Raw genomic sequence first — 23,654 nt, forward strand, 5'->3', positions numbered from 1 at the left:
GTTCTTCACCCCTCCTGTTCGATAGCTACAGCATGTGCGATACAAGGAATACTTTCGCCCTGCTGATAGGACAGCGGGGACAGCAACGCGCCTGTTGCAACGACAAGCACCCGTTTCAGATCCCCCTTCTGCATCCGGTTCAGAATGTGGCCATACGTAACCGTGGCCGAACACCCGCACCCGCTTCCACCAGCAACGACCTGCGGTTGATTCTCACGATCATAGATCATGAGTCCACAGTCATTAAAAACCGTCTGTTCCATCGGAATACCTTCTTTGCGCAGAAGTTCTTTGGTAATAGGCAGACCCACAGAAGCCAGATCCCCTGTAACAATGAGATCATAGTATCCCGGCTCCAGACCGGTATCCCTGAAGTGAGAAATGATGGTATCCGCCGCTGCCGGAGCCATAGCTGCACCCATATTAAAAGGGTCCTTGATGCCCAAATCCATAATCCGGCCGATGGTCGCTTTAGCTACAACGGGTCCTTCCCCAGTACGGGAGACGACCCCGCATCCAGACCCGGTTACGGTGTACTGCGCATAGGGAGGTTTCTGAGAGCCGTACTCTGTCGGATAACGAAATTGCTTCTCTACGGTACAATTATGGCTCACCGTACCAGCAAGCACATAATCGCCCGCACCGGAATCCACAATCATCGAAGCCAGCGCCAGTGTCTCCATCGAGGTAGAACAAGCTCCAAACACCCCGAGATAAGGGGCCCCGAGCTGCCTTGCAGAGAAAGAACTGCTGATAATCTGGTTCATCAAATCTCCGCCAACAAAATAATGCAATTCTTCCTTGGTTTTATTCGCGTTAATAAGCGCGAGCTGTGAGGCTTGCTCGAGCAATTTCCGCTCCGCTTTTTCCCACGTTTTCTCCCCAATCTCAAGGTTGTCATATACATAGTCGAAATCATTGGCCAACGGCCCCTGGCCTTCATCTGGCCCCACCACGGTTGCTCTGCCTATGATGCGCGGCTGATGATCATACTCCCACGTCTGACGACCCAGCCGTTTCATAAGTGTCCACCCCCGAATCCCAGAAAGGCATACACAATACCGACAATAAATGCGGCCACGACTCCAAATACAATGACTGAGCCGGCGAGCTTGAACATGTTTGCACCTACACCCAACACGAGTCCTTCCGCACGATGCTCCAGCGCAGCGGAGCACATGGAGTTAGCGAATCCGGTTACGGGTACAGCGGTGCCTGCTCCTGCCCACTGTGCAATTTTGTCGTACACACCGAGGCAGGTGAGAATAACCGAGATCAGAATCATCACTGCGACGGTAGGGCTCGCAGCTTCCTTGGATGTCATATGCATTCCCGCCATAAATGCCTCTTGAATCGCTTGTCCTATCAAACAAATCGTTCCCCCGACAAAGAAAGCCTTGAGGCAATTTTTGAAAATCGGACGTGATGGCTCATGTTTTTTGGCGACTTTCTTATACTCCTTCTCATCCATTGACAGTGATGAGATTTTCTTTTTTCCAGTTGCAGATTGCATCGGCAAGCATAGGACCTCCTTTATGTGAATGTGGATTCAAACAGCTGTGGCTGATTGCCTATGTGTAGTTTCTTTATTCATTGTTTGTAAATTCCGGGCAGGTTATGTATCCGGCGAGCAACAGCATATGTTTCCATTATGGACGGTTTGGATAAATCTCACGAATGGAAGGTTTGGATAAATCACTCGCGTATGGAAGGTTTGGTTATAAATAAAGAAGAATGATGACGAGCAAAATAAACAACACAATAAACAGCATCTTCTCATGACCTTCATCTGGAGGCTTCATCTCATATTCGACTCCTTCCTTATAAAAACAAACGTTATGAGGATATCCTCTGGAAAAAAGCGACAAGGTTCCTTTTATCCAAGTATATTCACAAGATCGGTCTCAGGATTAAGACGAAAGCGGAGACAAAAGTGCATGAAACTGACGTGATCATCAAATAACATGCCTGAAAAACGTAATATAATCATGGACAATCACTTGTACAAGGTTCATACTAGGTTGTGACCAGTGGTTAATAACAAGTCCTTAATATTAATAAGGACTTCAGGCCAGTAGCCGTTCTGCTGTGCCCTGATCTACATACCCAACAGAGGAGTTGTTTGCACATGAATGAAAAAACGTTGGACATGTTCCGAACGTTAACAGAATTCCCTTCTGCGTCCGGCTTTGAACGTGAACTGCGGGGATGGATGAAGGAGCAAATGTCCGCGTATACGGATGAATTTGTACAGGACCGTCTGGGAAGTCTCTTTGGTGTACTGCGGGGAGATGAAGCCGGCCCGAAAGTGATGGTAGCCGGGCATTTTGACGAAGTAGGTTTCATGACAACGGGAATCACAGAAACAGGCATGATCAAATTCCGTCCACTCGGCGGATGGTGGAGTCAAGCGGTTCTATCCCAGCGGTTGCAGATTATTACACCTGAGCGCCGCATTACCGGCGTTGTTGGCTCTACGCCTACTCATCTGCTGGATGAGTCACAACGCAGCAAGCCGGTTGATCTCAACACCATGTACCTGGATATCGGAGCAGATGACCGTGCAGAAGCAGAAGCTTGGGGCATACACCCGGGCATGCAGATTGTACCAATCTGTGAATTTACACCGATGGCAAACCCTAAAAAAATTATGGCAAAGGCATGGGACAATCGTTACGGAGTCGGACTGGCTCTTGAGCTGGTTGAAGCGCTGCATAAGGAAAAGCTGCCGAATACGCTGTATTCCGGTGCAACCGTTCAGGAGGAATTGGGGCTGCGCGGTGCACGTACTGCGGCAAATCTTATCCAACCAGACATTTTCTTCGCACTGGATTGCAGTGCAGCCAATGATATGACAGGTGACAAACAATCCTTCGGCCATATCGGTCAGGGCGCATTGCTTCGCATCTTTGACCCAGGCATGTTTACCCACCGGGGTATGGTTGAATATGTACAGGATACAGCTTCTTCTAATCAGATCAAAATGCAATATTTCATCTCGCCTGGCGGAACGGATGCAGGTCAGGTTCATCTGAGCGGCATCGGTGTACCATCTACCGTTATCGGCATCTGCGCTCGGTACATTCATACCTCTTCATCCATTATTCACACCGACGATTATGATGCAGCCAAAGAGCTGATTGTGAAGCTGGTGAAGGGCCTTGATCGCACCACGATGGACACCATTATCAATAATGCTTAATTAGTTACATGCTTGTGAACTAACCACAGAGATACCTCACCGAATCTGCTTCGAGGGTATCTCTTTTTCTATGAATTACACAAATAGAATGTAATTATTGAACATAATGAGGACCAGATACATAAGATAGGATAACCAATTATCAATAAGCGGGGGACCTTTATATGGCAGCAGGCAGAAATGGAAAATCAAATAAAGGTTCCAGAAAAACCAATGCTGCAAATACCCTTCTTGGTGGGAATCTTAGCGGAAAAAAACTTGAACTGATTGTTGCCGCATTATTAGTTAGTGGTAAGCTGAGAGTAGATGCCGTTACGTTGTTTCGCGAAGCTACATTAGTTGTGGAGATCGTCGGGCAGTACAAGACACTTCAAAAGGTCACACCTACCAATTCAGATAAACTGGTTCAGTTTCTCGATGAAACGGGCCGTGATATGACGCTGAACGATGTCATTCAGGCGTTTCAGCAGCGCATAAATTCCTAAATGTCAAGAACGAAAAGAGGTGCATGTGATGTCTGAATTCGATGGTGTCGGTTTCGCCGAGACGTTAATTATACTTATTCTAGTCGTATTATTTGTGTTTGGTTCGACAGACATCGAAACACTCAGCAGTACACCTACAAATACCTGAACCCGCCCCTTTTCTGGCACGATGTCCAGCCAACAATGTTCAGAATGGGTACTGTATTACGCATTGCATTCTTATTAAGAAGACCTTAAATTTGAAGAACGCCAGTCCATTCATCGGGCTGGCGTTTCGCTTAATTGTTGTGATATCTACAGAAATAAAGGGGAAAATGCAAACCAGGCTAAAATGAACGTCAGCACTACGCAAACATTCTCAACAACGGCTCCGTGTTTGGTCCCTGTACTCATCAGATTTGCTCTGATACGCAGCTTTAACGGCGGCAAAGGGCGAATCCCCCGGTTAGTCAGCGAATCAGCCAGCAGATGAATCGCATAAGCAGCTCCTCCGGCCACCCATATTTCCGGGCCCTGCTGCTGCGTTGTACTGTACAGCAAGCCGGTCCAAACGGCGGTTCCATACAAGGTATGTGTCAGCCCCCTGTGTGTCAGCGTAGTACATAACATGAGCAGACTGCCTGCAATCAGATTCCACGGGGCAAAAGCATGTCCGTAAAAAACCAGCCCCAGTCCAATGACAAACATCAGCACTTTACGCAGTGATCGTGAAGGCAAAAAGGATACAAGCCCGATCAGTACAGCAAGCAGCAGATTCCAAGGCTTGCTTGGAATGTAGAAATACACAAATACCGCCGCAGGTAAAAGAATCGTCTGCAGCAGCCGAATCAGGCTGCTTGGCAGCGCTTTGGATACCAGCAGTGAATTAGGCTCGTCGATATCGGGCAGCAGTGAGCCGATCAGTGCAACCGTTACCGCCGGAGCCGTGACCGGCATGCCCAGCAGCTGCAGCACTGAAAGGGATACGCCTGTGCCGATAATGAGGTGGGATCTTCCCATCATGGTGCAATAACGTCCTTTCATAGAAATAGGGAACTTATTCGTATTTGATCCCGTATCGATCATACAATGGATTAATAACGAGAACAATAGTTCGTATTTCTTATTTCTGAAAAATTTTTTAGTTTCCGTGAGCGTCATCACACTTCTTTTGATATGAATGATCTATCTTTATTAGTGAAATAAATCACATTAACTTCAAGGCAGACCTTTTACAATTTAAATATAAGCCATTAAAAATGCAGGTAAATCAACAAGATTTACCCAAGGAGGCAATTCTCATGGACGGAAACAAGGAAAAGCTCGTTGTCATTGGTAACGGTATGGCTGGAATCAGCACCGTTGAACAAATTTTAAAGCTGTCTAAACGGTTTGATATTACTGTAATCGGTACAGAGCCCTATCCGAACTACAATCGCATTATGCTCTCATACGTGCTGGAAGGCAGCAAAACGCTGGACGACATCGTGCTGAATGACCTTCACTGGTATGAAGATTATGGCATCACCCTCCATACTGGCACTACAGTTTCCCGCATCGATGCTGAAACTCATGAAGTCATTACAGAAGCAGGAACTCGCGTCCCTTACGACAAAATTATCATTGCAACCGGCTCTAGTTCCTTCATCCTGCCTGTTCCGGGTCATGACAAGCAAGGTGTTGTCGGGTTCCGCGATATTGCGGACTGCAACGTTATGCTGGAAGCAGCCAAACAGTACAAGCGGGCTGCGGTCATCGGCGGTGGACTTCTGGGACTTGAAGCAGCCAAAGGGCTGGTTCAGCTTGGCATGGATGTAACCGTTGTTCATCTGATGGAGGATCTGATGGAGCGCCAGCTGGATTCACAGGCATCGGCCATGCTCAAAGCCGAACTGGAGCGTCAAGGCATTCGCTTCAAAATGGGAGCACAGACAGCAGAATTGCTTGGCGGCGAACGGGTTGAGGGGCTTCGTTTTGCCGATGAATCGGTGCTGAATGTTGATTTTGTAGTTATGGCGGTAGGCATCAAGCCAAATGTCGAGGTCGCTCGTGCAAGCGGCATTGAAGTGAACCGCGGAATTGTTGTGAATGATTACTTGCAAACCTCTATGAAGAATGTGTACTCTGTCGGGGAGTGTACAGAACACCGGGGTGTATGTTACGGCTTGGTGGCCCCTCTGTTTGAGCAAGGCATGATTCTGGCAAAGCATATCTGCGGTGTTGAAACAGCCCCTTATGAAGGCTCGGTTGTATCGACCAAGCTCAAAATTTCGGGTGTAGACGTGTTCTCTACTGGCGAGTTCATTGACAGACCGGAGCATACGGTGATCTCACAGAAAGATGACTGGAAACGAACCTACAAAAAAATTCTGCTGCGTGACAACAAAATGGTCGGTGCCGTACTCTTCGGTGACATCACCGATTCGGCCGAGCTGCAGAAGCTGATCAAAAACCATACGGAAATGACCGAGGAATTATACAGCTCCCTCATGGGTACAGGCTGCGGAGGCCACAAAAAAACAGCCTCTGTTGAAACGATGCCCGAAGACGAAATTGTCTGTGGATGCAACGGGGTAACCAAAGGAGCCATCGTGGATGTAATCACCAATCAGGGACTCACAACGGTCGATGAAATCAAAGCCTGCACTGGTGCAACCCGCTCATGCGGTGGATGTAAGCCGGTCGTGGAACAGATTTTGCAATATGTGCTTGGAGATGGCTTCACAGCCGGAGCCAAACAGGGTATCTGCAGCTGCACCTCACTTGGACGGGATGAGATTGTAGCCGAAATCCGGGAAAAGGGCTTGCAAACGAGTAAAGAGGTTATGAATGTACTGGGCTGGAGTCAACCTGAGGGATGTTCGAAGTGCCGTCCGGCTATCAACTATTATCTGGGCATGATCTATCCGGATACACATGAGGACGAGAAAGAATCCCGTTTTGTGAACGAACGGATGAATGCCAACATTCAAAAAGATGGAACCTACACGGTTGTGCCTCGGATGTATGGCGGGGTAACGACACCGGAAGACCTCAAACGGATTGCTGACGTTTCAGTCAAATACGATATTAAAGCGGTCAAAGTAACCGGCGGTCAGCGGCTCGACCTGATTGGTGTCAAAAAAGAAGACCTGCCTAAAGTCTGGGCGGAGCTGGATATGCCTTCAGGGTATGCTTACGCCAAATCGCTGCGTACCGTCAAAACATGTGTCGGCTCCCAATTCTGCCGCTTCGGCACACAGGATTCCATGGCGATGGGTGCACGGATTGAGCGCAAATTCGAACGTCTCGACCTGCCAGCCAAATTCAAGTATGCTGTTAACGGCTGCCCGCGGAACTGTGCAGAGGCTTGTACGAAGGATATCGGCATTGTCGGCAATGACGGCGGCTGGGAAATCTTCATCGGCGGGAACGGCGGCATCAAGGCGAGACTGGCAGATTCATTGTGCAAAGTCAAAACGGATGAGGAACTTATCGAGCTGTGTGGAGCCATCATGCAATATTACCGGGAAACCGGCAACTATCTGGAGCGTACATCCGAGTGGGTTGAGCGTATGGGTCTTGAACAGATCCGTTCGGTTGTTGTAGATAATCTAGAGGAACGCAAAGCACTGATGGCACGCATCGAGTTTGCTCTGGAGCATGTCGAAGACCCTTGGAAGAAAGCACTTCGGAACGAAGAAGGACAAAGCAAAATGTTCCACGGCATTGAAGTCACGGCCCAACCATAAGCTGCATCACTTACAGACTTGATATTATATAAGAAACTTAACGGAAAATCATAGATAAAGGAGTGGTTTTACCATGACGACCAAACAAACAGGTACGTATTTTCCGGCTGGTACGGTAGATGAGTTCTTGCCCCGTATCGGCAGAGTTGTCGAGATTGAACAGCAACAGCTTGCGGTATTTCGTACTTCGGACGGCACCATCTTTGCTGCTGACAACCATAACCCCCACCCCAAAGGTGGGCCGCTGGCTGAAGGCATCGTTTCCGGGCACTATCTGTATGACCCGCTGTACGATTGGAAAATTGATCTGACAACCGGTCAGGTGCAGGCACCCGACAATGGTCAAGTGAAGATGTACCCCGTCAAGGTGGAGCATGACCAGGTCTGGATCGCTGTATAACGTGAACCAACTGGACGTAAGGATTGAGATTGATGTTGACTAATGGGGGAAACCGTGATGTATACACCAGGTGTTGAAGGAATTATTGAAGCTGCCGTTAAAAAAAGAGACCAGATGAACGCAAGCCTTCCCAGATATATGGTCGCTGCCTTGATGGCAGGCGCATATGTAGGGCTGGGCATCATCTTGATTTTCAGTATCGGGGCTCCGCTGCTCGCCGCCCATTCGCCGCTGCAAACGATGCTGATGGGTATGTCCTTCGGACTCGCGCTGACACTTGTTATCTTTGCCGGGTCGGAGCTGTTCACAGGGAATAACATGTTTTTCACGATGAGCACCCTGGCTGGACGAACAACCGTGAAGGATACGCTCAAAAACTGGGGACTTGTCTTCATCGGCAACCTGATCGGTGCCGTACTGCTCAGCCTGCTGATTGTTGGCAGCGGCCTCTTCAAAACAGCCGCACCCGAGCATCTGCTGTTTGTTGTATCTGCCAAAAAGATGGCTGCACCCGTATCCGAGCTGTTCTTCCGCGGCATTCTCTGTAACTGGCTTGTATGTCTGGCGATCTGGATGGCTGCGCGCTCCAAAGAGGATATCGCCAAGCTTGTGCTCATCTGGTGGTGTCTGTACGCCTTTATTGCAAGCGGATATGAGCACAGCGTAGCCAATATGACTTTGCTGTCGCTGGCCTGGCTGCTGCCGAATCACCCGGATACGATCTCTTTGGCTGGCTGGTTCCACAACATGATTCCGGTTACCCTTGGCAACATTATCGGCGGAGCTTTGTTTGTAGGCATGGCTTACTGGTACACTTCACCGGTACGCAAAAAAGCGTAAACCGTACTTCAAGGTTAGGATACAACATGATACCTATTATCTTCTCGTTTGCCGCGAGGCGTACTGAACCTGTTCAGTATGTCTCGCGGTTTTTAATCTGCATTTTACAAATTTACAAAGGGTGCATACATCTTTAATCTCCGGTTAACATAACAGCAGTATAGTCGGTGTATATACTACCTAAACTTGCAAAGGATGATCACTATCTATGGGTATTCATACGTACTTCCGTTCACTGAACGATCTCGAGCGTATTATTCGCACCCCTGGCAAATTCAAGTTCGAAGAGCATTGTGTATCCGCCCATTCCTGGAAAGTTGTGCAGTATGCCAAAACGTTGGCTGACATTGAAGAACAGCAGGGCGTAAGCATAGACTGGAAAAAGCTGTACGAAATCACGAGCAGCCACGATTACGGTGAAATTTTCATCGGTGATATCAAAACACCTGTCAAACATTATTCACTTGAGCTTCGTTCCATGCTGCAGCAAGTAGAAGAAGGCATGGTCTCTCATTTTATTAATGAGAATATCCCGGAAGAGTTTCAGGACATTTTCCGCAGACAGCTTCGCGAAGGCAAAGACAACTCCGTGGAAGGGTTAATCCTTGAGGTGGCCGACAAGATGGATCAGGTCTATGAAGCATTTGCAGAGCTGCAGCGGGGCAATACGGAAAAAGAATTTATCGTCATGTACCGCTACGCACTGATCAAGATCAAAAATATCGACCTCCACTGTGTCCGGTATTTCCTGAACCACATCCTGCCCGACATTATCGAAGAAGGGAATCGTTCCCCGTTTGATATCCGCAAAATAACCGAAGAAGCGTTACAGCAATAATGAAGCTCAGCCCATCTGGATTGATTGGATCCATGGACAAGAGCTTTTTTTATTTCAGCTGCTGACGATATTCACTCGGATACAGACCCGTTTTGTTTTTGAAAATTCTGCTGAAATAATGGGAATCGGCGTACCCTACTGCCCCGCCAATCGTCTTGATATCCATGTGCTCATATGCCGCAAGCATGCGCTTGGCCTCATTGATGCGAAGACCCGTCAAGTATTTCAAGGGTGTCTCCCCTGTTACCTTTTTAAAACATTTGCCCAGGTAATCTACACTGAAATGCATCTGGGCCGCCATGTCCTGCAGCGTAATTTCATGCATATAATTTTGTTTGAGATACAGCTTGACGGCTTCCGCAATATCTTCCGTTTTCACCTGATCATCCAGTACAGCACTCACATGAGACAGGGAATCCGCCGCACTTCCCAGCTTCAATTCCATCGTATCCAGCAGGGTACGAAGCTGTTCCTCCGCCAGCGGTTTGAGCAGGTAGTCTTCCACTTTATAGTGAATGGCCTGCCGTGCATATTCGAACTCATGATACCCGCTAAGAATGACAATTTTAACGTGAGGATAGGCAAAATATAAGTACTTAGCCAGTTCAAGCCCGTTCATTACGGGCATCTGAATATCCGTAATCACCAGATCTGGCACCTTTTGCTCAATTAGCTGCAGCGCTTCCTGACCGTTTCTCGCCTCCCCGATGACTTCAAACCGCGTATTCAGCTCTTTGAACTTACGGGAGACGTTGCGACGAATTAACGCCTCATCTTCTACTATAATTGTTCTGTATGTTCTCTGCATATTCATATGTTCCCCCCCTGCTCCTTTCGAATGGAACCCCCGATACAAATGCTTACACCACCGGTTGCTTTGTTTTCGATACACATCCTGGCTGCCGGACCGTACCATAACTTCAAGCGGGCCCATATATTTTTGAGTCCCATCCCGTTAATCTCCAGCTCAGGCATGCGATCCACATTCTGAAGTTTGTTGATATAGAGTTCAATGTGTTTCAGCGCTTCGGGCTCCATCCCCGGGCCGTTATCTTCGACATGAATCTGCCACGTCTCCTGTTTGATATCCAGCTCACCCGTGATATGCAGCTTCCAAGGCAGTGTATCACCGAGGCCGTATTTCATTGCGTTTTCAAGTAATGGCTGAATGATCAGCATCGGAATCCGAATATGCTTCATTTCATCAGGGATGGATAATTTATAGTGCAGATCATCCTCAAAGCGAATTTTCATACATTCGAGATAGCGCTCACAATATTCAAGCTCCTGAGATAACGAGACACCGCTCTGGCCCGGAGCAGAGATATAACGAAGCATGGATGCAATGTGACCACAGAATGCCACAATCTGCCGGTTCATGCCCTCCTCTGCCATAATGCTTATATTTGTAATGTTATTGTATAGAAAATGCGGATTCATCTGTGACTGGAGTGCCAGCAGTCTCGCCTCGGTTTCTCGCGATTTGATCGCCATCTGGTCGTGAAAAGACTGCACCAGCTGCTGATTCAGCCGGATGAACGTATCATTCAGCTCCGCCATCTCGCGAATCGAGCCGGGATGCTCCAGCTTGAACAGCAGCTGACCTGAATCCTGACCTGACATCAGATCATTTTCGCCGGTTTTCTGAATAATTCGCTGCAAGCGATGAAGCGGCAGGGTGACCCTTTTCGAAATCAGATACGAAAGCATTAAAATAATGATCAGGGTAGCCAGTGTAGCGCCTGCAAAGATCAAAGCCATCCGGTTCAGATTCGCAAAAAGAGAATATTTGGACTGCATGACAACAACAGTCCAGCCGGTTTCCTGCGACGTCATATAGGTCATCATCTGTTTGGAATCGTTAAGAGCATAGGTAACCTCCTGCATTGTTTCAGGCGGGGAGGTACGATGCTGAATCAGCTTCATCTCTTCTGCATAACCAGCTGGAGCATCAGCAGCAGGTGGAGCTGCGGGAAGCGGATATAACAATGCATCCCGCTCATCCAGCACATAGATTCGAAGCTCCTGATTACTCGCCTGCAGCTCATTCAAATGCTGGAATAAATCATCCGCACGCTGCAAAATCTCGACCACACCCTGACTGACATAATTGCCATCCTTATATACTCGAGTAAGAGAAATGTAAGGCTCATCCCTTTTACCCTCTCCCGTAGGCATCGGCAACGCTTCGCCCTGCAGCAGACGAATAACACGCCAGCCGCTCCGCTCCCACGTTTCCTTATACCAGGGACGCTGCTTCAAATCTACCGGCAGTTGACCGTTAAATACCCCGGCCCCCAGCATTTTTCCATTCACATCGTAGATGTTAGCCTGTTTGGCTGTATTCGAGCTGCTAATGATCGCCAAAATGACGTCAATCAGTGTTGTTGTATCCTTATACAGCGCCGGGTCATTTAACATCGTCTGTTCAGCCCCCTCCGCAGGTGCGAGATAATGGCTGAAATGCTCCTTGACCAGATTGGAATATACGATGTTCATGGAGAAATTATTCATTTTCACAACTTCCTGATCCAGATGTCCAACGATAGATAAACCCAGTTGTTTCTGCTGCTCTTCACTCCGCTGGCGAATATCACTCGCGAGAAAAACATATAACAGCCCTGCCACAATAAGAGAAAAAATAATGAATACAGCTGAATAATAAGCAAACAAACTTTGCTGCAGTGTTCTGAACCGATAGCGCATTCCATACCTCCGTCTTTGTTCATCCTTCAATACTTCAATCTTCTTTTGCGTTTCTACGATGGCTTCGAAAATGTCCACCCATAAGAACGCTTTTGTCTATTGAGCCCCTTTGGTATTCCAAGTAAAGTTATCCACATAAGAATACGCTTACATAAAGCGTTTACGCAAGTCATAATATGATCGAATTTTAGGGAGGTTTCAAAATGAGAAAACGATTTCTTTTTTCGCTGACAAGTATGCTGCTTCTCTCCACCCTGCTCATGGCCGGCTGCAGCTCGGAGAAAAGTGCAGAAGGTAATGGCAAGGTCACGCTGACCTTTGGCACGAGCCAATCCGGTATTCCTCGAACGGGTATTATGCAAACGATGGCGAAGCAATACGAGCAGGAAACCGGCGTCAAAATTGATTTTCAGGTGGTGCCTGACGCGCAGTGGCGTGATCTGATCAAGGTAAAGCTATCCTCTGGTGAAGCTCCGGATATTTTCAATGTGGATGTTGATCCGCTGAGCATGCCAGCCAATGTCAGACCAGAGGAAAATGCCATTGATCTGACCAATGAGGAGTTTACAGGCCGGATGTCGGAAGAGATTCTGCCTACTGTAAGTCATAATGACAAGGTATACGGGGTTTCTTTTGCTCCTACGAAAATCTGGTATGTGTACTATAACAAACGTATCTTTGCTGATCTCGGTATTGAGCCGCCTACCAACTATGCCGAATTCAAAGCGATCAGCCAGAAAATCAAGGATAAAGACATCATTCCATTCTATCAAGCTCCGGCGAGCGGCTGGTACCAGGTGCTACCATTGTTCGAAACCGGGCCGAATTATGAGCAAAAGGCCGCAGGGACCTATGAGAAGCTTAATAATAATGAGATGAAGGTCGCTGATCTGACACAACTGAAAACGGTGATTGAACAATTAAAGGAATTTGCAGATCTCGGCTATTTCGGCAAAGACTTTTTATCCAATACGGTAGAAGCAGGCATTGAAGCCTTTGGTCAGGAAAAAGCAGCGATGCTGCTGCGGGTGCCAGGTACGGAAAAGGAAGTTGCCGAAGCTTATCCGGCAATGAAGGACAATATGGGATTCTTCGTCATGCCATGGGGAGACAATCAGACGATTGGCGTCAATCCTGGCGGTTCAGCTGCCATGTTTGGCAATAAAAACAGTAAACATCCCGAAGAAGTTTTGAAATTTTTCCGGTGGATTACCGAGCATGATCATCTGCAGCAGGTATTTGACGGAGGCGAAGGTAATCTGACAATTTGCTGGCCGGAGATCGAACCGAAACTGACCCAGGACTATATTGATTACGAGAAGCAGCATGAGAAAGGTACGGTCATGCAGGCTGCTGTGAAATATATTGATCCACAGTGGATGGACATTGGCAAAGACTTGTCAGGCATGTTTGCCGGAGCGATGACCCCGGAGCAAATTTTGCAAAATATTGATAAACGACGTGCCGAGCAAGCCAAGGTGCTGAAGGACGAGAAGTGGCAGTAACAAGCAACAGATACTTTATATCAGGCGGGCGCTGCCCGCTTGTTCATTTACACAGGAAGGACTGGTGTTACGGGTTATGAATGCGAACAAAATCTATCCCTGGTATTTCTCATCCGGCGCGATTCTATTATATCTGCTGTTCATCGTCGCTCCTGCTCTGCTCGGCATTTATTATTCCTTTACCGATTGGAACAGCTATAGTTCAGAGAAAAATTTTATCGGTCTGGAGCATTTCCGCACCATTCTCACAGGTGATCCAACCTATCTGCTATTTATTAAAAATACAGTGCTGTTTACGCTGGTTACCTCCATCGCAAAAACCGTTCTCGGTTTGTTCCTTGCCCTGCTGCTGGTTAGCGGTGTCAAAGCCGCAAATTGGCATCGAATGATCATCTTTTCACCACAAGTATTGTCTTTTCTGATTGTAGGTCTGGTGTTCAAAAGTCTGCTTGATCCAAACAACGGGTTCGTTAATGTGACCCTGCGCTCCATCGGCCTGGATGTACTTGCCCAGAACTGGCTGGGCTCGCTCACCTGGGCCATGCCATCCATCATGGCTGTGGATACCTGGAAAGGCATGGGGTATATTATGGTGCTGTTTATCGCGGGACTGCTCGCTATTCCACGGGATTACTATGAAGCTGCATCAATAGATGGTGCGGGCTTTATGCAAAAGCTGTTTCGTATTACTATCCCGATGCTGATGCCCACCATCACCATTGCCACAGTGCTTAATATTACGTATGGTTTGCGTGTCTTTGACGCGGTATATGTGCTGACCAACGGGGGGCCGGGCAACGCTACAGATGTGATTAACACAGCCGTTTATTCCTCTTTTGCCAAAGGGTACTGGGGACTCGGGAGTGCCCTGTCTACCATTCTCTTTGTCATCATGGCGATGATCTCGTTTTTTATCATTCGTTTGATGAACCGAAAGGTGGAATACTGATATGCAATTTCGAAAAAAGCTGGCTGCTCTGTCGTTGAATGTACTGGCCTGGCTATTAAGTCTGGTCGTACTGATTCCATTTGCCGTCATCCTGTTAAATTCATTCAAGTCAGACGCGGAAGCCAAGGTGCTCAAGCTTACCCTTCCCGAGAAATTTGTGTTTGAAAATTATAAAATCGTCTATGAGCAGGGACACTTGGGAGGTTCCTTTTTTAACAGTCTGCTGCACTCCGGTGCCTCATCTCTGCTGCTGGTATTTGTCGTGGCGTTCTCTGCGTTCACGTTATCCCGCAATCATTCCAGGCTCAGCAAGTTCCTGTACTTCTTTCTGATTCTGGGCATTACGCTGCCGCTGAATTACATTCCGCTCATGGAAGTCATGAAATCATTAGGTATGATCAACTCTCACCTGGGCATGATTCTGCTCTATACCGCGATGGGAATTCCGATCTCCCTGTTCATCACCTATGCATTTGTCGGCAACATTCCGAAAGAGCTGGATGAAGCGGCAATCATGGATGGATGCAGCGGAATCAAGCTATTCCTTCGAATTATCGTGCCTTTATTGACTTCGGTGCTGGTGACTGTATTTGTTCTGAATTTTCTGAGTGTCTGGAATGAGTTCACTGCGCCGCTCTATATGCTAAACACGGTGGAGATGTGGCCTATGACTCTGGCTGTTTATAACTTCTTCGGACAATTCAGTGCCAAATGGAATCTGGTCAGTGCCGATATCGTGCTCACCTCGCTGCCCGTGCTGATCGTATTCCTCATTGGACAGAAATACATTGTAGGAGGTCTGACCTCTGGTGCAGTGAAGGGTTAGGCTGATTCAAATATCTGACACAAGATAAGAGTTACCAGCTTATTTTTACAAAAAAGCCCTCGTCTGAACGACATGTACACCGTTTTGATTTCAACGGGTTACATGCATCAGACGAGAGCTGTCTTGATTACGATAACGATATAATCATACTAATCATGCGCCAGTCCACCTACATCGGGAGGTGAGGCGATATCGTTGCTCTGCTCCAGTGACTTGATCATTTTCAGACGTGATGTGACAAGTGCAATCAGAATGACGAACAGACCTGCAATGATAAACAGCAAGGCTATGCCTCGGCCCGGCCCCGTTCCGATAATCTGACCTACGGAGGAAGCCAGCGCTCCCCCCTCCACCATCAGTGGATTAAATACGTGGTCTGCTAAAAATCCAGCCAGGCTGTAAGCGATAATAAAGCCGAGTTGTGACAGAATGCCGATGATGCCCCACACCCTGCCCTGCTTTTCATTGGCAATATTGTTTCTCACCAATACATCAGCGCTCATATTAACAAATGGCAGTGAGGAAAGAAACAGAAAGCCTGCAAAGATGATAAAGTAAATATTTGTCGAAACGCCCAGCAGCGAGAACGCCAGACCACACATGATCAGCCCTGCCACCAGCACACTTGCATATTTTTTGGTCATTGTAAATATACCGATGCACAAGCTGCTGATCAGCATACCTATAGCACTGACGGATTGAAACGTTCCAAGGGTTTTCGCATCTGTAAACGACAGCAGCATCGGACCAATAAGGGTCTCCAGAAAACCGAGATAGAAGGTAACCAGGGAGATAATAATGACAAGCAGCAGCACGCCCTTGTTGGTAACCACCTCTGTCCAGCCTTCTTTAATATCGGTCATCCAGTTATGCTTTTCTTTGTCTTCACGCTCCACCTTCATGCTCTTGCGAATGACCAGCACGGCCAGAATCGCAATTAGAAAAGTCGCGATATTAATCATCATAATCACTTCAATCGTTGTCACACTAAGCAGAATACCTGCAATAATCGGTGAAAATAAAAACTTGGAGGATTCCGCGAGCTGTACGAGTCCGCTGCCTTTGGAGAACTGTTCCTTATCCAGAAGGTCTGTCGCTGACGCCTTATATGCCGGACTTTGCAGTGCCGAGAATACAGAGCTGAAGGCCACCCCCACATAAATATGCCATAGCTGAATATCCCCTGTTAGCATGATCGACAGGATAAAAACCAGCCCCGCAGCAGAGCCCAGATCCCCGATAATCATCATTGTGCGCCGGTCAAACCGGTCTGCAAGCACCCCGCCAATCGGACGAAGCAGAATGTTTGGCAGAAATGTAAACAAGGTAATCAGGGCCACGCTGGTAGCCGTATTTGTTTTTTCAAAGGCATATACCCCCAGGGAGAACGCGGTAAGTCCGATACCAATCATCGAGATCAGTTGACCGATCCAGACAATCAGAAATTTCCCAAATGATTTATGAACAGTTTGTTCCATAGATAATCCCCTTTCGAAGCTAAGCCTGATGTGGGAAATACAGTTCTGTTACATAGGCAAAGCTACCGTGCTCAGCGCCCAGAACCCGTTCCATAATGTGACTGAATGCTTTAACCTTCGTCCGAAACTCTCCTTCTTCCCATTGAAAGATACCCTGATCCAGCAGAAATTGTGAAGACACCAGTAAAAACTCAATGCTCTCTAGCGGAGCCGGAGTATGAAACACGCCTTCCTGAATACCCTGCTCCACCACTTTCGCCAGAATAGGACTTAGACGAATAACCGTTTCAACCAGACTTTTCTGATGCATTTCAACGTTCTGTACACTGTGCAGCTGCTCAATCACCCCAAGCTTTCGATCATCAGGCTCATTTTGAGTGACTATGATGCGGAAAATTTTCTCATGCGCACTAAGCTCCGGATCAGCAACTACACGTCTTGCCGCAGCCTCACCGCTCATAATAAAACGCATGACAATGTCATGCATGACCTCCTCCTTGGACTGGAAGTAATAATAAAATGTTCCCTTCGCAATATCACAAGCCTGGAGGATATCCATGATTGTTGCCTTGTTATACCCTTTGGTCACAAACAGAATTTCGGCCGCATCCAAAATTTCGTTCCTGCGCTCCTCCGGATTTTTCATCAATCTCATATACTGTCCTCCAATACTTCTCGACCGACTGTCGGTCTATTCTAGTCATGATGGACCCGTTTTAGAACCCCATCTCAGTTAACCATTGTGCCAAGCGACTTTCTCTCGCCTTCAAATCCTGCTTGTGCTTGTCATATTTCCCGATCCTTTTGTCCGCAACCAGATGACCATCCATCATAAACAGCACTCGCTCCGAGCGGGCCGCAACCTTGACATCATGAGTAACAAGCAGAATGGTTGTGCCTGCCGCATTAATATCCCCCAGAATATCCATGATTTCATGTGTTGATTTGGAATTCAGTGCCCCGGTTGGTTCATCACCGAACAGAATATCCGGGTTGTTGATAAGTGCCCGGCAGATGGCGATCCGTTGCAGCTGTCCGCCTGAAGCCTGGGTAATATTATGCTCAGCCAGCCCGTCAATGCCCATTTTTTTCATCAATGACATGGCACGAGTATTAATGGTGTCTCTATTACTGTTTTTGGCCAGATACGCCGAGAGTATGATGTTGTCTAGCAGATTTAAATTTTTGAGCAGATGGATATTTTGAAAAATAAAGCCCATCTTGGTCAGCCGCAGACTTGCCAGCTCCTTCTCGGGAAATGCCGAGATTTGTTTGCCGTTGAAATAAACACTGCCTGTGCTAATCTGATCCATTCCGCTAATGTTATAGAGCAAAGTAGATTTTCCCGAGCCGGACGGGCCCATAATGGACACAAACTCTCCCTTTTTCAGCTGCAGATTGATATCCTTGAGAATACGCTGTTCCCCATTCTCGCCCATAGCTACGGATTTATTCACTTCTCTGGCTTCAAGTATCGTTGTCATGGTTATGCCTCCCTATTCCACAATCATTTTCGAAATGCTGGTTTCCCGAATCGACTGAATGCTGATCCAGGATGTAATGATAATTGTTCCTGCCAGGAGTAATGGACATAATACATATGCCTGCACCGGATCAATAACAAACACAATGTTGGAAGCTCCAAATGATGACATAATGCCACTAACAAGCTTGGGCCCAAGCGTATTGGAGAGGATGGTGCCTACAGCCACACCTACGATTAGAATGGCAAGTGACATCACAACATACTTCAGCTTGATCTTTGATAAGGCAAATCCAAGACTTCGCAGGACGGCGATATCATTGTTATCCTTGGCAACCAGCATCTGCAGAAACAGAGAGGTAATGAGGATGGATATAAATACACCTATCGCAAGAGCCAGTGTGGTGACCAGCTTCAATTGCTGAATTGTACCGCCAAGCGTCTGATGTAAATATCCTTGAAGATCTGTAACTCTCGCAGGTGAAAAATCCTTCTCATATGCTGCAACCTTGGCAGCCATGAGACTCCGGTCCTTCAGATCCAGACTGACGACATACCACAGTACACTATCTTTGTTATAAGGCAGAAGAGCCTTCGCTGTTTTGCCGCCATTCGTTACATCCTGGTAGATACCGCTGACCGTCATCACCTGATCTTTGCCATCCACCTGCAGGGTCAGTTGATCCCCTGTTTTGAGTTTGAGCTCACTGCTGTTTGCATCGGAAAGAGCAATCTGCCGATCTGTTGCCGGTGCATTCCCGCTGAGATAAGACAACGGAAAGATACTGAAATCTCCGCTTTCCACACTCAAATTATCATAGCTGCCTTCAGCATTACGGATCTTGAACTGACTTGTGACGAGAGGCGAATATGCTTTGACATCCCCGTCGTTTTTAATCTGGTTAATCAGGTTGGCGTAACGCTGCTCAATATCATCGGTATGCCTGAGATCAATTCGAATGTCACTTTGCCCGACACCCATATAGGAAATAAAGCTTGGCGCCTGAAGTGTATTCAAAAAGTTAATTGGCACAATCATAATAAAAGAGCTGACAATGAACACAAACAATAACAACCGGAACATTTTGACACGCTGCATCACTTCCTTGAGTCCAAGAAATACAGGTACGGAGGACCAGCGATTACGTGACAGGCTTAATCGGTTCCGAATGATCTGTGTATCCCCCAAGCTTCCGGTACGAAGGGCTTCCACAGCCGATATGGAACGAAAACGTCGCAGCACCGCTCGGCAAAACAGGACCACCATCGTGAAGATTACTGCCGCCGCAAGCAGAGGCACTGCAAAATGCAGCAGCGTTGCTGGTGCTTTCCCCATATATAACATGATATTGGAAACGAATAGTTTGTTTACTCCGAGTGAAGCCACATATCCCAGCACCGAGGCTACCCCGGCCATAAACACATACTTGACCAGATAGAGCCGCTTAATATCTTTTTCCGCGATACCGATCGCTTTCATCACACTAATCTCGCGGTAGTCCTCTTCAATAGTCGCCAGCATCGTGAACCGAATACATAACATGGCAATCAGGATCAGTACGAGACTCACGAGTATAATCACGGCTGCGATAATCCCGTCTGTCATGGCATTGAGTACCTGGAATAGACCATAAGTCACCACTGGACCCGCGTTAGGCAGCCCGGCATTTTGATAGGCTTGCGTGAACTCACTGGTCTTGGAAGGATCATTCAGACGGAATTCAATCAGATATTCCATCTCTCCAACACCCTGCTTCAATTCCTGCCAATCATTCGGGCTGACGATAAAACGCTTCGAGTGCACAACAGACGGATTCATCTGTGCATCACGCACAAAATCAACAATGGTGTAGGCACGCTCAAATGCCCCATTATCGATTCGAACTTTGTCACCGATCTTTAATTGGTTTTGCTGCAAATAATACACAGGCACAGCAATCTCACCATCCAGAACCTGAATGATCTCACTATTCAGATTCAGCAGATAGTCGAATTGCTGATTTTGTGTAACCAGGTCAATGTCCATGACCGTATTTTTCTCCGACTCCGCACCAAGGTAGAGATTGGCTCCATCAATATTCACCATCTCGACAATCTGGTGCTGCTCAACCAGCGCATTACCCTCGGCCCATTGATTCACTTTAGCCTGATCCAATTCCCCAGAGTGCATTTGCACAAAATGCGGTGTTTTGGATTCAGAGAATAAATATTGGATGGAGCTTGTGAGCTCCATAATCATCCGCGAACCGGAAGATACCAGTAGGGCAGCAAGCAGTACAAAAATAAACAGCGCGGCTGTAATTCCTTTTTTCCTCATTAAATCGTTTCTCAGCATTCGTAGCAGCATAAACTAACATGGCTCCTCTCATCTACTTAGGTTGTTCTCAGTCATCTGGAGCTGCTCGTTAATTCAAGGATTGCAAGAAAATCGTTAAGTAACATTCTTTTTCAAGCTGTTATGAGAAGAGAAAACGGTGCTTTCAAAGGATGTCTGGTATCACCCCTTCATTGAATATGATTGGAACTTTTTGTTTTTTATGCTAATCTATGTAGTTACCCAAATTATATATTCTCTCTAGTAATTGTCAATTATAAATAGCGATGCGTTGAAGATCATTCTTTAGACTTGACAACTCGTTTTAATGTAACTATCTTGGTTACATGGAGTCATATTTTGGAGGAGGAAAATAAATGAAAATGTTAGTTACAGGTGCAACAGGTCATCTTGGTTCACTCGTTGTTGAAGCGCTGCTGAGAACAAATGCTGCCGCAGATCTGGCGGTAAGTGTACGTTCACCGGAAAAAGCAGAAGCATTGCGCTCCCAGGGCGTAGACGTTCGGCAAGGTGATTTCGATCAGCCTGAAACGTTAGCAAAAGCCTTCGCCGGCGTTGACCGTCTGCTGCTCATCTCCACAGATGGAGATAACGAGACACGGATTCGTCAGCACCAGAATGCTATTCATGCCGCGAAACAAGCAGGCGTTGGTTTTATTGCTTATACCAGTGTGGTCAATCCAGAACATAACCCGCTCTCTCTGGCCGAGGTACACCGAAAAACAGAACAGGCTATTCGCGAATCCGGCATCCCTTATACATTCCTGCGCAACAACTGGTACCTTGAAAACGAGGCTGGCAGTGCGCAGGCCGTAATACATGGTGCGCCTTGGGTGCATGCCACCAATGACAGTCAGGTTGGCTGGGCTACCCGCCGTGATTATGCGGAAGCCGCTGCTGCTGTGCTTGCAGGTGAAGGACATGAGAACAAGGTCTATGAATTATCTGGCAAGCTGCGCACACAAGCTGAGCTTGCTGCGATTGCAGGTGAAGTGCTTGGACAGGAAGTTCATGTACAAAATGTAGACGATGCTGCTTATGCGGACATTATGAAAGGTGCGGGACTGCCAGACTTTGTAGTATCCATGCTGGTTGATATGCAAGCTGCCATCCGCCAAGGTGCGCTCGCTGTTGAAAGTGATGCACTGGAAACTTTGCTCGGCCGTCCGGCTCAACCGTTAAGTGAAGGTTTTAAAGCTATTCTTGGCAAATAAATCAGACCTGCTTTGAGCTGCTTGCAGCCCGATGCTAAGGTATCGGCATTCAAAAAAAGGGTTGTTCCATACGTCATAAGTTGACGGGGAACAACCCTTTCGCTTGCTTGCTTTATGTTGAATGCTGCTTTCATCGAACAGCATCTGGTCTATGATTTTATCTAGCTATCGGCTTGATCCTGCTCAATATAACGTGCTGGAATAACATCAGCCAGCCAAATATTTTCATTGCCATGGTAAAAGAGGATACCCTCACGTGCGGCCTGTCCGGCCTTCACTCGCAGTATAGCTGGCTGATCGTCACGCCTCTGTCCGACCTTGTGTGCCGTTTCCATATCAGCAGACAGATGTACATATTGTCGCTGCCGTGGCTGTAAACCATGCTCCATAATAGAGCACACGGCACGTACAGGTGTACCGTGGTACAACAGCTCCGGAGGCTGAGCAGCCAATTTGATTATTTTCTGCGGAGTGGAGTGACCATAAAGCGCACGAATTCGGCCTGCATGGATTTCATGCCGCTTTTTCTCCGAAATTGCAATCATTCGTTCCAGATCATTTTCCGTAACGTCACGCCACTGCGGACTTTCGTGCAGAGCGATGAGCAGTTGCGAAATTTCAACCCATCCTTCTTCATGCAACTCAAGCTCGTATTCCCATGGGGCATGTCGCAAAGCATAGGAAAGCTCTCTGCTTAATTTCATGTAGTCCATAACATGCATCTCCCCACTTTATTGCTGAACTGCGGCCAGAATCTCCTGGATATTGCGACCCAGCGCTTCGTAATCCTTCTGTACAAATTGAACATGCCCGTTAATCCCGCGATGAATTATGGTGTTCATCACTGGATGAGTCTCTTCATTTGATGCGACACGGATCAGATCATCCACAAAATCAACGGCCTGCTGTTCACTGTATTTAAATGGCTTGATCAGCATTCGAATGCTCAGCGCATGAGCCTGCGGTTCAGCCAGTCGATCCCGATGAGTGATGCTGTATACTGCGCCAAAACCAAAAGCAGCAAGCACCTGACGCTGCAGTTCGGTCGTCTCTTGAAGCGGTGTACCGATAAGTTCACAAACCTGATTCACCATCTGCTCCAGTTCATGAGCTGCAGCTGCCAAAATAGCGTCATTCTCAAACGCATCAGTCCTGAACTGTTTCATATCTTCCTCATTTTCAAGTTCTTTCTTCTCTTTTTGTTTCCCTAGTTCTTTCTTATCTTTTTGTTTCCCTAGTTCTTTCATAGTCTCATCTCCGTTCCATCTCCTGCTAGATTCCAGCTTTCTTTTCTCGCTTAAAAAGGAGTGAATAACCCTTTTTCCAATGACTCCCCATTTACAGATTCTAATATAATATAGAAGATATCTTTACTCTCCAAATCCCAAGCCACCTTAGGCTTATTTACTCCACCATGCTTTCCTAATGCATAATTTAAACCAGAACCTTTAACACCACTAGCATCACCGATACGTACATTAACTCTACTATAAACTAGTTTAGAGCTAATCGCATCATCTTTACCCGTTCCCTCAGTACCTTTCGAATTATCCTTCGGTTTATTCGGATTCTCCTCTGGTTTGTTCGTATTGGCCTGCGGTTCACCTTTGTCTTTTTTCTTCGTTGACGGCTTCCAGGTATTCACTTCATTTGGTGTTTCATTCGTTTTTGCATTCGTCTTGG

At 47.1% G+C, this 23,654-nt stretch carries 22 protein-coding genes; 10 read left to right on the plus strand and 12 right to left on the minus strand.

From position 1 onward, the window contains the following. Positions 1-5: 5 nt before the first annotated feature. Positions 6-1,022, minus strand: coding sequence for a stage V sporulation protein AD (gene spoVAD / locus ACQSGY_RS02610; RefSeq protein ID WP_427050535.1), 1,017 nt, complete (start codon positions 1,020-1,022; stop codon positions 6-8). Then, positions 1,019-1,513: a stage V sporulation protein AC gene (gene spoVAC / locus ACQSGY_RS02615; RefSeq protein WP_427050563.1), complete on the minus strand. Its 495-nt coding sequence runs from the start codon at positions 1,511-1,513 to the stop codon at positions 1,019-1,021. The genes spoVAD and spoVAC overlap by 4 nt, the downstream gene beginning before the upstream one ends. Before the next feature lie 615 nt (positions 1,514-2,128). Here spoVAC and ACQSGY_RS02620 point away from each other — a divergent pair. Continuing rightward, entirely contained in the window at positions 2,129-3,202 is a 1,074-nt protein-coding gene (locus ACQSGY_RS02620; RefSeq protein WP_216517086.1) for a M42 family metallopeptidase, read from the plus strand. Positions 3,203-3,366: 164 nt separating this feature from the next. Next, entirely contained in the window at positions 3,367-3,687 is a 321-nt protein-coding gene (locus ACQSGY_RS02625) for a hypothetical protein (RefSeq protein ID WP_216517084.1), read from the plus strand. Positions 3,688-3,981: 294 nt separating this feature from the next. On the opposite strand, the gene ACQSGY_RS02630 is transcribed toward ACQSGY_RS02625, so the two are convergent. Continuing rightward, entirely contained in the window at positions 3,982-4,689 is a 708-nt protein-coding gene (locus ACQSGY_RS02630) for a metal-dependent hydrolase (protein WP_216517082.1), read from the minus strand. Positions 4,690-4,967: 278 nt separating this feature from the next. Here ACQSGY_RS02630 and nirB point away from each other — a divergent pair, with 278 nt between their 5' ends. The 4 genes from nirB (at position 4,968) to ACQSGY_RS02650 (ending at position 9,475) form a co-directional block, all read left to right on the plus strand. Next, positions 4,968-7,397 (plus strand): nitrite reductase large subunit NirB, encoded by a 2,430-nt coding sequence (nirB, locus tag ACQSGY_RS02635; protein ID WP_427050536.1) that lies wholly within the window; start codon positions 4,968-4,970, stop codon positions 7,395-7,397. Positions 7,398-7,470: 73 nt separating this feature from the next. Continuing rightward, positions 7,471-7,797, plus strand: a complete 327-nt coding sequence (gene nirD / locus ACQSGY_RS02640) for a nitrite reductase small subunit NirD (protein ID WP_427050537.1) — start codon at positions 7,471-7,473, stop codon at positions 7,795-7,797. Between the two features lie 57 nt (positions 7,798-7,854). Next, complete coding sequence (locus ACQSGY_RS02645; protein ID WP_111268268.1) at positions 7,855-8,637, plus strand: formate/nitrite transporter family protein; 783 nt, start codon at positions 7,855-7,857, stop codon at positions 8,635-8,637. Between the two features lie 208 nt (positions 8,638-8,845). Continuing rightward, complete coding sequence (locus ACQSGY_RS02650) at positions 8,846-9,475, plus strand: YfbR-like 5'-deoxynucleotidase (RefSeq protein WP_111268269.1); 630 nt, start codon at positions 8,846-8,848, stop codon at positions 9,473-9,475. Between the two features lie 49 nt (positions 9,476-9,524). Here ACQSGY_RS02650 and ACQSGY_RS02655 read toward each other — a convergent pair whose 3' ends face one another. Together ACQSGY_RS02655 and ACQSGY_RS02660 are read right to left on the minus strand one after the other, a co-directional pair. Further along, positions 9,525-10,289 carry a response regulator transcription factor gene (locus ACQSGY_RS02655; protein WP_427050538.1) on the minus strand — a complete coding sequence of 255 codons (765 nt, stop codon included), beginning with the start codon at positions 10,287-10,289 and terminating at the stop codon, positions 9,525-9,527. Beyond that, complete coding sequence (locus tag ACQSGY_RS02660) at positions 10,286-12,181, minus strand: cache domain-containing sensor histidine kinase (protein ID WP_427050539.1); 1,896 nt, start codon at positions 12,179-12,181, stop codon at positions 10,286-10,288. Before ACQSGY_RS02660 ends, ACQSGY_RS02655 begins: the two co-directional genes overlap by 4 nt. 203 nt (positions 12,182-12,384) lie before the next feature. Between ACQSGY_RS02660 and ACQSGY_RS02665 the strand changes: the two genes are divergently transcribed. The 3 genes from ACQSGY_RS02665 to ACQSGY_RS02675 all read left to right on the plus strand — a co-directional run bounded on the left by ACQSGY_RS02665 (position 12,385) and on the right by ACQSGY_RS02675 (position 15,461). Next, a complete protein-coding gene (locus tag ACQSGY_RS02665) occupies positions 12,385-13,686 on the plus strand; it encodes an ABC transporter substrate-binding protein (protein WP_427050540.1) in 1,302 nt (433 codons plus the stop codon). Between the two features lie 76 nt (positions 13,687-13,762). Continuing rightward, the gene (locus ACQSGY_RS02670) at positions 13,763-14,635 is read left to right on the plus strand and encodes a carbohydrate ABC transporter permease (protein WP_184182189.1); all 873 of its coding nucleotides are present in this window, start codon (positions 13,763-13,765) and stop codon (positions 14,633-14,635) included. A gap of 1 nt (position 14,636) precedes the next feature. After that, complete coding sequence (locus tag ACQSGY_RS02675; RefSeq protein ID WP_216517075.1) at positions 14,637-15,461, plus strand: carbohydrate ABC transporter permease; 825 nt, start codon at positions 14,637-14,639, stop codon at positions 15,459-15,461. Between the two features lie 149 nt (positions 15,462-15,610). On the opposite strand, the gene ACQSGY_RS02680 is transcribed toward ACQSGY_RS02675, so the two are convergent. From ACQSGY_RS02680 to ACQSGY_RS02695, 4 genes are all read right to left on the minus strand, one after another. Beyond that, on the minus strand, positions 15,611-16,939 hold the full coding sequence (locus tag ACQSGY_RS02680; RefSeq protein WP_427050541.1) for an MFS transporter: 1,329 nt from the start codon (positions 16,937-16,939) through the stop codon (positions 15,611-15,613). A 19-nt stretch (positions 16,940-16,958) separates the two neighbouring features. After that, positions 16,959-17,594, minus strand: a complete 636-nt coding sequence (locus ACQSGY_RS02685) for a TetR/AcrR family transcriptional regulator (protein WP_427050542.1) — start codon at positions 17,592-17,594, stop codon at positions 16,959-16,961. A 61-nt stretch (positions 17,595-17,655) separates the two neighbouring features. Continuing rightward, a complete protein-coding gene (locus tag ACQSGY_RS02690) occupies positions 17,656-18,423 on the minus strand; it encodes an ABC transporter ATP-binding protein (RefSeq protein WP_427050543.1) in 768 nt (255 codons plus the stop codon). A 12-nt stretch (positions 18,424-18,435) separates the two neighbouring features. Beyond that, on the minus strand, positions 18,436-20,739 hold the full coding sequence (locus ACQSGY_RS02695) for an ABC transporter permease (RefSeq protein WP_427050544.1): 2,304 nt from the start codon (positions 20,737-20,739) through the stop codon (positions 18,436-18,438). Positions 20,740-21,113: 374 nt separating this feature from the next. Between ACQSGY_RS02695 and ACQSGY_RS02700 the strand changes: the two genes are divergently transcribed. Continuing rightward, positions 21,114-21,971 carry an SDR family oxidoreductase gene (locus ACQSGY_RS02700; protein WP_427050545.1) on the plus strand — a complete coding sequence of 286 codons (858 nt, stop codon included), beginning with the start codon at positions 21,114-21,116 and terminating at the stop codon, positions 21,969-21,971. A gap of 161 nt (positions 21,972-22,132) precedes the next feature. Here ACQSGY_RS02700 and ACQSGY_RS02705 read toward each other — a convergent pair whose 3' ends face one another. The 3 genes from ACQSGY_RS02705 to ACQSGY_RS02715 all read right to left on the minus strand — a co-directional run. Continuing rightward, complete coding sequence (locus ACQSGY_RS02705) at positions 22,133-22,684, minus strand: RNA 2'-phosphotransferase (RefSeq protein WP_427050546.1); 552 nt, start codon at positions 22,682-22,684, stop codon at positions 22,133-22,135. An 18-nt stretch (positions 22,685-22,702) separates the two neighbouring features. Continuing rightward, positions 22,703-23,218: an Imm48 family immunity protein gene (imm48, locus tag ACQSGY_RS02710; protein ID WP_427050547.1), complete on the minus strand. Its 516-nt coding sequence runs from the start codon at positions 23,216-23,218 to the stop codon at positions 22,703-22,705. 50 nt (positions 23,219-23,268) lie between these two features. Next, on the minus strand, positions 23,269-23,654 hold a 386-nt coding region (locus ACQSGY_RS02715; protein WP_427050548.1), incomplete at its 5' end, for a hypothetical protein.

Origin of the sequence: Paenibacillus sp. TC-CSREp1 (genome assembly GCF_050171015.1) — a bacterium.
Lineage (GTDB): Bacteria > Bacillota > Bacilli > Paenibacillales > Paenibacillaceae > Paenibacillus > Paenibacillus silvae.